The sequence below is a fragment of the Rahnella perminowiae genome, from assembly GCF_019049755.1.
GTDB classification, from domain to species: Bacteria; Pseudomonadota; Gammaproteobacteria; order Enterobacterales; family Enterobacteriaceae; genus Rahnella; species Rahnella perminowiae.
In genome coordinates, this window is record NZ_JAFMOS010000441.1 from 1 (window position 1) to 9,463 (window position 9,463).

At 54.3% G+C, this 9,463-nt stretch carries 11 protein-coding genes; 10 read left to right on the forward strand and 1 reads right to left on the reverse strand.

What is annotated here, in order from left to right:
- The 10 genes from J1785_RS07220 to J1785_RS07265 form a co-directional block, all read left to right on the forward strand.
- Positions 1-1,838, forward strand: a 1,838-nt coding sequence (locus J1785_RS07220; RefSeq protein WP_217219122.1) for a phage tail tape measure protein, incomplete at its 5' end; no start/stop codon positions are given.
- Positions 1,838-2,170, forward strand: coding sequence for a DUF2590 family protein (locus J1785_RS07225; protein ID WP_129952926.1), 333 nt, complete (start codon positions 1,838-1,840; stop codon positions 2,168-2,170). The genes J1785_RS07220 and J1785_RS07225, both read left to right, overlap by 1 nt.
- The gene (locus J1785_RS07230) at positions 2,163-3,347 is read left to right on the forward strand and encodes a baseplate J/gp47 family protein (RefSeq protein WP_129952925.1); all 1,185 of its coding nucleotides are present in this window, start codon (positions 2,163-2,165) and stop codon (positions 3,345-3,347) included. The genes J1785_RS07225 and J1785_RS07230 overlap by 8 nt, the downstream gene beginning before the upstream one ends.
- Entirely contained in the window at positions 3,340-3,927 is a 588-nt protein-coding gene (locus tag J1785_RS07235) for a hypothetical protein (protein ID WP_217219123.1), read from the forward strand. Before J1785_RS07230 ends, J1785_RS07235 begins: the two co-directional genes overlap by 8 nt.
- A 9-nt stretch (positions 3,928-3,936) precedes the next feature.
- Positions 3,937-5,439 carry a phage tail-collar fiber domain-containing protein gene (locus tag J1785_RS07240; protein ID WP_217219124.1) on the forward strand — a complete coding sequence of 501 codons (1,503 nt, stop codon included), beginning with the start codon at positions 3,937-3,939 and terminating at the stop codon, positions 5,437-5,439.
- Position 5,440: 1 nt separating this feature from the next.
- Positions 5,441-6,016: a tail fiber assembly protein gene (locus J1785_RS07245; RefSeq protein WP_217219125.1), complete on the forward strand. Its 576-nt coding sequence runs from the start codon at positions 5,441-5,443 to the stop codon at positions 6,014-6,016.
- Between the two features lie 35 nt (positions 6,017-6,051).
- Positions 6,052-6,738, forward strand: a complete 687-nt coding sequence (locus J1785_RS07250; protein ID WP_238483121.1) for a hypothetical protein — start codon at positions 6,052-6,054, stop codon at positions 6,736-6,738.
- Entirely contained in the window at positions 6,713-7,252 is a 540-nt protein-coding gene (locus J1785_RS07255; protein WP_129952920.1) for a baseplate complex protein, read from the forward strand. Before J1785_RS07250 ends, J1785_RS07255 begins: the two co-directional genes overlap by 26 nt.
- Positions 7,253-7,255: 3 nt before the next feature.
- Positions 7,256-8,911 (forward strand): hypothetical protein, encoded by a 1,656-nt coding sequence (locus J1785_RS07260; RefSeq protein WP_217219127.1) that lies wholly within the window; start codon positions 7,256-7,258, stop codon positions 8,909-8,911.
- Positions 8,912-8,957: 46 nt separating this feature from the next.
- A complete protein-coding gene (locus J1785_RS07265; protein WP_217219128.1) occupies positions 8,958-9,179 on the forward strand; it encodes a hypothetical protein in 222 nt (73 codons plus the stop codon).
- 58 nt (positions 9,180-9,237) lie between these two features.
- Here J1785_RS07265 and J1785_RS07270 read toward each other — a convergent pair.
- A partial coding sequence (locus tag J1785_RS07270) for a hypothetical protein (protein WP_217219129.1) occupies positions 9,238-9,463 on the reverse strand: 226 nt, incomplete at its 5' end.

Consider the following 9,463-nt stretch of genomic DNA (forward strand, 5'->3'; position numbering starts at 1 on the left):
GGGCATTGTGGGGCGTGGGTGCCTCAATTAAAGGCGCACTGGATCCGGCCATTCAGATGTTTGACGCGATGCAGGAAGCCAGTGCACGCGGCATCAATGACGATGTGCTGGCCAAGGTGACGGACGACGCGCTGAAATTCAGTACCCGTTACGGGGAATCGGCGGTGGAGTTCGTTAAATCCACCGCGGATATCAACGCCGCCGTTTCCGGGCTGACCAGCGCCGAATTACCCCGCGTAACGATGATTGCCAACACCGCCGCCAAAGCCCTGAAAAGCACGGCCGGGGAAGCGTCTGAGTTTATGGGGCAGATGTTTACCCAGTTCAGCGGCTACGCGGCCGAGGTGGGCAAAGTGCAGTTTGCGGAAGAACTGGCGGGCAAAATGGCCTACATGAAAAACCAGTTCGGTACGGATATGGCCACCATTAAAGACCTGATGGAAGGGGCGAGGGGTGTTGGTTCCAACTATGGCGTGGGCATGGACGAACAGCTGGCCGTGTTGGGTGAGTTGCAACGTTCGTTAGGCACGGAAGCCAGCGGCTCTTATGAAGGGTTCCTAAGCGGTGCCGCAGCCGGTGCGCAAAAATTGGGGCTGAGTTTCCAGGATGCGCAGGGGAAAATGCTGTCCATGCCCGCCATGCTGGAAAAACTCCAGGGCAAGTACGGCAAAAGCATTGAGGGTAATCTCAAGGCGCAGGGGGAATTAGATGCCGCCTTTGGTGACAGCGCCGCCGTCATTAAACAGCTGTACGGCAACGTGGATTTGCTGAAACGCAACATTACCGAGCTGGGCAGCAATGACGGCATGAAACGTGCCACGGAAATGGCCGAAAAAATGACACGCCCCTGGGACAGGCTGACCGCGATCTGGTTTGCCATGCGTGCCGCCATCGGTTCCACGCTGTTGCCGGTGTTGTATCCGCTGGTCAATAAAATTGCGGACGGGGGCGAACAGCTGACGCGCTGGATGCGGTTGTTCCCGAACATTGCCCGCGTGATTGGTTATGCCACCTTAGCGTTGCTGAGCTTTGCCGCCTTTGGGGCAATGGCCAATATCGTGGTGGGCGTGGGGCGTTTTGTTCTGATGGGCTGGCAGGCGGTCATGGTGAGTTTTACCGCCATCACAAAATTGGGCGCGGCGGCCATTTGGCTTTACAACACGGCGATCCGTGCCTGGTCTGTCGGTATGGCGGCGCTGCGCGGCGTCCTGCTGGCGGTACGCATAGCGGCGGTGCTGTCGGGCGTGGCATTCAACTTTATGAGTTTGCCGGTGCTGCTGGTGGTGGGGGCGGTGGCATTACTGGCGGCCGGGTTCTATCTGCTGATCCGCCATTGGGATGAGCTGAAAGCGGCCATCATGCAAACCGAGGCGTTCAAAGCGCTGGCGGCTTACGTTGAATGGTTGACCGGTATTTACAGTAAAGCCTGGGAAGCGATTGTCAGCGGCTGGCATTGGCTGGTGGACAGCATCAGCAACTTTTCCTTGTTTGATGGCCTGGCCGGAATGGCGGAAAGCATCGGCAACGTCTTTGGCGGGCTGTGGGACTGGTTAAAAAAATCCTTCTCCGGGACGTACAACTGGATTGTAGAAAAACTCAATATGATCCCCGGTATTGATATTGAGGCCAAGGCGGTGGCAGAGCCGCAGAACGTGAATTATAGCAACGGACTTTCAACCGGGGGCGCATTAAATATAGGGCGCGGTGGGTTAAGCAAGGAAATGAATTCCAACAGCAAAACCACTGTGGATAACAGCAAAACAATCGGCACGGTAAATATTCATCCACCGAAAGGCATGACACCGGCCGAGCTAATGGAATGGCAGGAACTTAATTAATGACGGATGCGCTCTATATTGATTTGTTAATTACTGACAGAGACTTCACCTTAAATGCCGGGAACGAACCGGGCTTATGTAATAACCGCATCAGCATTGGCCAGGATATTGTCCATGCCATTATTGAAAGTGGTTTAACCACCTTATTGGTAGCCGAACGCAGCCCGACATTACGCGCTGACGTGCTCACGCAATTAGTTCTGTTGATTGAAAGTGACGAGCGCATTATTCCCGGCACGGTGAATATCACGGAGGAATCCACGAAACGACTTTGGGCGACGGCGGAAACCTATGACTTTGGCCAGGTATCAGCGGGTATGACCTATGAGTGAAAAGCCGACAATTGATTTTGAGGCCGTACTCAGTGAAAGCGGAATGCCTGTTACTGAGGACGAAATCAACCAACAGTTTACCGAAATCGTGAAAGCGGAAGGGATGGTGACAAACACCTCCCGCATGTCTCCGTTCTGGCGATTAATCACGGTGATAGTGACCACGCCGGTACTGTGGATTAAAGACATTCTGGTTAACACGGTGTTGGCCAATATGTATCTGGCCACGGCCAGCGGCGCGATGCTGCGAATGCTGGCCTGGGGGGTTAACCTCACGGCGAAACCGGCCAGTGCAGCAAAGGGAGTCATTCGTTTTTACAAAGACGATGTTCGCCAGGCGGTCACCGTCGCAGCGGGGACAGTTATACAGACCGAGCGTATCAACGGTGTGACTTACGCGGTCACGGTGGATGCAGACACCACGCTTGCAGCGGGGCTGGCCAGTATGCTGATACCGGTGACGGCGACGGCGGCCGGTAACGCCTATAACCTGGCTCCGGGGTATTACCGCATTTTGCCGGTGGCTGTGGCAGGCATTACCAAAGCCGTTAACGAGGATGATTGGTTGTTATCTCCCGGTGCGGATGAAGAATCGGACGACGATTTACGCGATCGCTGCCGTAATCAGTACAACCTGGTCGGTAACTATCACACTGATGCGGTGTATCGCAGCATGATTGCGGGCGTGGTGGGATTAAGCGTTGACCGCATTTTCTTTGAGCATGATGCGCCTCGCGGTGCCGGTACGGCCAATGCGTTTTTGTTGCTCGATAGCGGGGAAATTTCCCAGCCCTTTATTGATGCGGTGAATGACTACATCAATACCCAGGGACACCACGGACACGGTGACGATTTGCAGTGCATGGCCATGCCGGAAACGCAGCACGATTTATCGGTCACGCTGTACGTGGCCAACCCGGACAATCTCACCCCGGAAGAACACGCCGCGCTGGTGTCAGGGGTAACAGACCTTATCCGCAGCGCTTTCCGGCAAAACGCGGATTATGACGTGAAGCGCACCTGGCCCTATTCCCGCTTTTCGTTTTCGAATCTGGCCAGAGAGCTGCATAAGCAATTTGAGGTTATCGAATCCCTGGAGTTCTCCCTGGGCGATATCGTCAGCGAACTGAGTGTACCGCGCCTGGCGTCCTTATCCGTGGAGGTGAAAGGTGTCTGATTTCGCCACTAAGCTGAAAAGCCTGCTTTTACCGTCCTGGATGAATAAGGGCGAACCGGCCAAATTGCTGAAAGCCTGCGGAACGTTCTGGACGATGATTGCGGGCTGGGTGACCTGGCCGTTGCAGCAATTCGATCCGCTGACCTGTGCCGAACCGTTGTTAAACCTGTTGGCCTATGACCGGGATATTGCACGGTTTAACGGTGAGCCGCTGGCGTTATTTCGCAAGCGCGTGGCGTATGCCTTTATCAATGCCCAGGGCGCGGGAGAGATTGCGGGATTTATTGCCATCTTTGATCGGCTGGGAATTGGCTACGTCGAGTTACTGGAACGCCAGGCAGGCATTGATTGGGACGTGATTATTGTCCGGGTGACGGACAGCCAGATTGCGAATAATGCCGATCTTCTGTTGCAGATTATCCGCCAGTACGGCCGCACCTGCCGCCGCTATCAGTTTGATGTGATCACGACAACCGGATTGCATATCCGCGCCGGATGGAACCAGGGCGAATATGTTTGTTATCCGGCCAGTTTAGGTGTCAGTGAAACAGAGCGCGCCACGTTTGGTGCCAAGTTATAAGGAAATAACATGTCAGCAGCAGTCATTACAGAAGCCTTTGAACAATGGAAAACCCAGCAGGCCGCCAACGGCCATGCTGTTGTCCTGGATGAGTTTGTTTTTGCCAACGTCCCGGATCTGGACGTTAGCGCCCCGATTGACCGTGCGACGGGATTACCCGATGCGGCGCACATTGTTTACCGCCAGGCGGTAGGAAAAACAGGATTGGTGAACGAAAACGCCGTCGTGTATTCGGTAACGCTGGGCGCGGATGTGGGCGACTTCTCGTTTAACTGGATTGGCCTGATCAGCAAGGCAGCGGGAACGCTGGCAATGGTAGTTCATGCGCCGGTGCAAAGTAAGGTTAAAAACGCCAACGGCCAACAGGGTAACGTATTAACCCGTTCATTTTTGATGGAGTACAACGGTGCAGAAACGCAGACGTTGATCAATACCCCTGCCGACACCTGGCAGATTGATTTTACGGCACGCCTGGCGGGAATGGATGAGGTTGACCGTCTGGCCAGCCAGGATATTTACGGCGCTGCGGCGTTCTTCGATACAGGATTTCTGGTGGCTAAAACCGGCAATCAGCATTTTGTGACGGCGGGTGTGGGTTACATCGGTGGCCTGCGTGCCGCGTTGGCGGCCAATGCCAATATCACCGTGGCCGTCAAGCCCACCAAAGTGTGGGTAGATGTTTGCTTTCACGGCACGCTGACCAGCGCTTACAAGACCGAAATTAAATTTACGCTGGCCGCTGACCTGGCCAATTACACTCAAAACGGCATTGCGCATTATGTGTTTGCGCTGGCAAGCATTGATGAGGCGGGGCTAATTACAGACCTGCGTCCAAAAGGCTCTTTGGCTGACCAATCTGCAGAGGATAGCTATCCGCTGGGTGCTCCCATTCCGTGGCCGTCCGATGTTCTGCCCGAAGGGGGAAAGCATGCCTTTATGGCCGGTCAGCAATTTGACACCACGAAGTACTGGAAGCTGGCGAAAGTCTATCCGTCCGGCGTATTACCCGATATGCGCGGCCAGACGATTAAGGGCAAACCAGTCAGCGGGCGCGATGTGCTCACATTCGAATCCGATAACATTAAATCTCACAGCCATATTGCTACCGCGACAAATACCGATTTAGGGACAAAGACAACCAGCACATTTGATTACGGCACCAAAGGAACGTCAGGCGTGGGTGACCATGGCCATAGTGCCTGGACTGATTCCCAGGGGGCGCACGCGCACCGCACCAGTCTTCGTGTTAACAACTTTGCAAACACTTCCGGTGGCAATGACGTTTTAAAGACGGGGGGTGGGGTGGATTTTTACACCAGTACCGATGGTGCTCATTCCCACAATGTGGGCATTGGTGGTGGGGGCGCGCACAGCCATTCCGTGGGTATCGGCGCACATAATCATACCCTCACCCTGGGTGCGCATACGCATAGCATCACCGTTAATCCAACGGGTGCTTTAGAAAATACGGTAAAGAATATCGCAATGAATTACATCGTGAGGCTTGGATAGCATGGCATTTAAAATGAGCAGTATGGAAACGATTGTTAAAGTGTTTCATTTCAGTCATGACACGGCTGAATATCTGGGGTCGGGTGACATACTTATTCCCGCATTTACGGGCTTACCGGCCTATTGCACCGATATTACACCGCCTGACAATAAGGCGGGGAGGGTCTGTATTTTTTATGCAGAAAAGAATGCGTGGGAATATGTTGAAGATTTTCGCGGCAATAATTATTACGACAAAGAAACCGGCTTTCCGGTGATTGTCACATCACTCGGCCCCCTACCTAAAAATCTGACCAAGCAAGCGCCGGAAGGTGAGTTTGTGAAATGGGATGGTGATCAATGGGTCAACGATGAGGTTGCAGAAAAGCAATACAAAGAAAGTCAGGCGAACCAGCTTAAAGCGCGGCTTTTGGCGCAGGCAAACGAAAAGATTTCTGTTTATAGCGATGCGGTGGACATGGGGCTGAGTACGGATGATGAGCGTGCTTTGTTGGATGTTTGGAAAGAATACCGCGTGACATTGAACCGGGTGGATACCGCCAGCACGGGCATTACCTGGCCAGAGGTGCCGGAGTAATGTGGCGTAAAGTATCGTTAAGTATCCCGGATAATATGGCTCCACTGACGTGCTCAGTGCTGCCGGTTCATCCGTGGGTTTATGGCGTTGGACAGGCGGCCGGTGATAGCAGTTATTTAAGCCCGGTGAATGCCACGGAATACCTGGCCAAAAAGCTGGAAAGCATCAGTGATGAAACCAGCATTGTAGTGCATATGCTCAATGCCCCGACGCACGCGGAGTTTATGGGGTTACTGTCTGATTATTCCAGTGTGCTGCCGCTGCCGGTGATTGCCCAGGTGAAGCGCCGGGCAGAGGAGACGGCCGCGCTGGCCATCACTAAAATGCAAATCCCTGCCAAGTTATCTGGCGGTTTGCCTGCGCCGTTGCCACTTTCGACGGCCACCCATCGCCTGGCGGTGAATGCCCAGCGGATTGCGGCCGCTAAGGTAGAGGCGGCGGCCGGTGCCAGCGTTGCCGGATTGTTGGCTGAACTTAAAGACTTTACCGCAGCGCGGGGATCTGCCCTTGCAGCGGCGGCCGATGCGTTATCCGCCCTGAAAGGCAAAACGTCCCCGGCGTGGGTGTTTACGGCCAAAGGGAACGGCGCATACCTCGCCGGTGAGCTGCGCAAAAACATCCCGGATCAGGATTCGGTGTATACCCTGGCCACGCTATTTAGCGGCGCTGATTTATCAACGTTGGAGGCGATGATCCATGACGATAACCACACTGGCACTTAATGGCGAAGCCATCCCGCTGATGAATCTGAAAGTCACGCCAACGATGCAGTTTGCGGAAAAAGACCAGTCCGGGCAGTCATCAAGCACGGCCAATGCCGAGCAGGGTATTAAAGCCAAAGAGCTGCGCATTTCCGGCATGGTGCCTTTTCGCAACGTGGCGGTTTTCAAGCGGCTGTTTGAGCTGGCGGAAGCTAAAGACGCCAGCGGGGCATTGCAGACTTACCGGGTGGCCAATCTTACTGCCCAGGCGATCAATTTCCGTGAAGCGACCTTTACCGGGGCGATTGATGCCCCGGCGCAGGATGGAAAAATGGCCTGGTTGATTACCTTCACCCTGCGCGAAAAAGTCAGCGTAGCAGAGAAAAAAGAAGCTCGCGCAGGCAGTAAAACGGCGGCAACAAAACAGGGGGCGGGCGGTGCCAATGGAAGTGGCAACGCGGCGGCCGAGAGTGACGAAAAACTGACGTGGTTTGAGCGCAAAGTGCTGAAACCGGTCAATGATGCATTGGGGTAAGGGATGAAACCCATTAAGCGGTTGTATTTGTCGAACGCGGCCACGCACCTGGTGGACGCAAATCTGGCGTTAGAGTTAAGCGCCTGCGGTCGGGGATTTATCACCGCGCACACGGATGAAGATTACACCGGCAAACTGGTGCGCCTGGACGTGGGTTATCACGATCTGGTATTGCGCTGGTTTACCGGTTTTGTTGAACGTTCGCAGCCAGCGGAAAATGGCTATCAGCGGCTTTTTGTGCGGGAACTGGTCGGGGTGTTTGAGCGTCTATGGCCGTGCTCTTTTCAGCATCCCACGCTGCGACAAATCACCGGCTGGCTGACCGAGGAAAGCGGACTGGAATTCACGCTGGCCAGCGGTGCGTCCTACGCCGATACGCCGATCCCACATTTCACCCATTCCGGCACCGGCTATCAGCTGTTAGCCAACCTGGGCAAAGCATTCAGTATTACCGATTACGTGTGGTATCAACTGCCCGATGGTGGCGTTTTTGTCGGGGCGGCCGCTGATGCGCTGTTTGCCGGTAAGCCGGTAGACATCCCCGCCGAATTTAACCAAAGCGTTGCCGGTGGCAATGCCATGACCGTGCCGCTGATCCAGTCTTTGCGCCCCGGTGTAGAGGTGAACGGTCAGCGTTTGACTAAGGTCAGATTGCATAATGACGATATGGAAATCACCTGGACGCCGCGCAATAAAGCCACCGGCCAGGCATTGCAGAAAACGCCGTTTCAACGTCAGGTTGAAAGCAATTATCCAGAGCTGGCCAGCGGCTTGCACCTGCCGCAGTTCGCCAGGGTGGAAGCGCCCAGCGAAGACGTCAGCAACGGGAACATTGCCGATCCCTTCAGGCCGCGCTATGCCGTGGACTTGCAGCTGTTAGACGCAGACGGCAATCCGGCAAAAGATACGCCGCGTTATCCGGCCGTGCCGCTGCCATTGCCGATGGCGGGCGGTGAGTCCGGGATGTTTCAGTTTCCACCGCCCGGCACGCTGGTAGAAGTCGGGTTTAATGGTGGGCGCGCCGATAAGCCGTTTGTGCGTCAAACTCTTGCCCAGGGCAACAGTCTGCCCGCAGTGAAACTGGGCGAACAGCTGCAACAGCAGCGTGATGGCGTATCGCAGCGGGTGACGGTGGCGGGCGATTGGGAACGCCAGACGGATCAGGTTATCCGTGAAACGTCCATGAGCCGGGTTGTCACTGCCGATGATGAAACGCGCACGTTGGTGGCCAGGGAAACAACCGTGCAGGCCACGGACAAAACCACTGTACTGGGCAAAGCCACCTTGCTGGCCGGTGCAATTGTGCAGATTGCCCAGGGAGATTACAGCCTGGCCACCCAGGCCAATTATGTGGCCAGTATCCAGGGCAACGCGGAAACCAACGTGATCGGCCAACTGATTGAAAAGGTCGGTAAGTTGCGCAGTAGCGTAGCGGGCACACGCCAGGAAGTGATTGCGCCGGTGGTGTGGATTGGTAGCCAGTCGGTCAACGTGTGCCAACTGATGCTTGATACCCTGGACGTAGTAAAGCAGCTGGCACAGCTGACAGCCGCACATTCTCATAACAATACTGGCACGCCGTTAAATGCATTGGCCATCACAGACACAGGCATCAAAGCGACTACACTCAAGGAGAAATATGATCCGGTTATCGGTTAGCAAGGGACAACTATCTAATTAGTCACTTAATTATTTGGAGAATTACATGGCTTTTCAGCAACAGGTTGGAACTGAATCACGAGTAGAAATCTATCAGTTCTGTATGTATGACATTACATCTGATGAGTTGATAACATCTAAACGGTGGGCGACTCTTGGAACCATCGAATATATTAAAGCTAGCGCAATCAGGAAAACCGCTACGTTGGTAAATAAGTCAGACATTGATGCTGATGGTTTTACGGTAATTGGTTACACCCCACAATAAAAAATCCTTAATGAAGCCCGCCGCGTGCGGGCTTTTTATTGCCTGCAAATAACCCGCTTCAACCGCACGCAGCGCCGTGCAGCTTTCCATTTAACACCTTGAACCCTCTCAAAACGATCAAGCCGCCTGTGTAAGCCAGTGCGGCCACGCGGACACGAAACAAAGCAAGACCAGACGGAAATTGCACTACACCGCACCCGCCTGCGCTTTTTGCGTTGGTAATTTTTTTCAGTTTTAAAATTCTACAAACCAGCCCGCCAGGACGCGCCGCGCCTGGGCTTATC

What these genes read in the sequence shown, in the direction of transcription:
- J1785_RS07225 (WP_129952926.1), top strand. Translation starts at nt 1,838, where the DNA reads ATGACGGATGCGCTCTATATTGATTTGTTAATTACTGACAGAGACTTC.
- J1785_RS07230 (WP_129952925.1), top strand. Translation starts at nt 2,163, where the DNA reads ATGAGTGAAAAGCCGACAATTGATTTTGAGGCCGTACTCAGTGAAAGC.
- J1785_RS07240 (WP_217219124.1), top strand. Translation starts at nt 3,937, where the DNA reads ATGTCAGCAGCAGTCATTACAGAAGCCTTTGAACAATGGAAAACCCAG.
- J1785_RS07245 (WP_217219125.1), top strand. Translation starts at nt 5,441, where the DNA reads ATGGCATTTAAAATGAGCAGTATGGAAACGATTGTTAAAGTGTTTCAT.
- J1785_RS07250 (WP_238483121.1), top strand. Translation starts at nt 6,052, where the DNA reads ATGGCTCCACTGACGTGCTCAGTGCTGCCGGTTCATCCGTGGGTTTAT.
- J1785_RS07255 (WP_129952920.1), top strand. Translation starts at nt 6,713, where the DNA reads ATGACGATAACCACACTGGCACTTAATGGCGAAGCCATCCCGCTGATG.
- J1785_RS07260 (WP_217219127.1), top strand. Translation starts at nt 7,256, where the DNA reads ATGAAACCCATTAAGCGGTTGTATTTGTCGAACGCGGCCACGCACCTG.
- J1785_RS07265 (WP_217219128.1), top strand. Translation starts at nt 8,958, where the DNA reads ATGGCTTTTCAGCAACAGGTTGGAACTGAATCACGAGTAGAAATCTAT.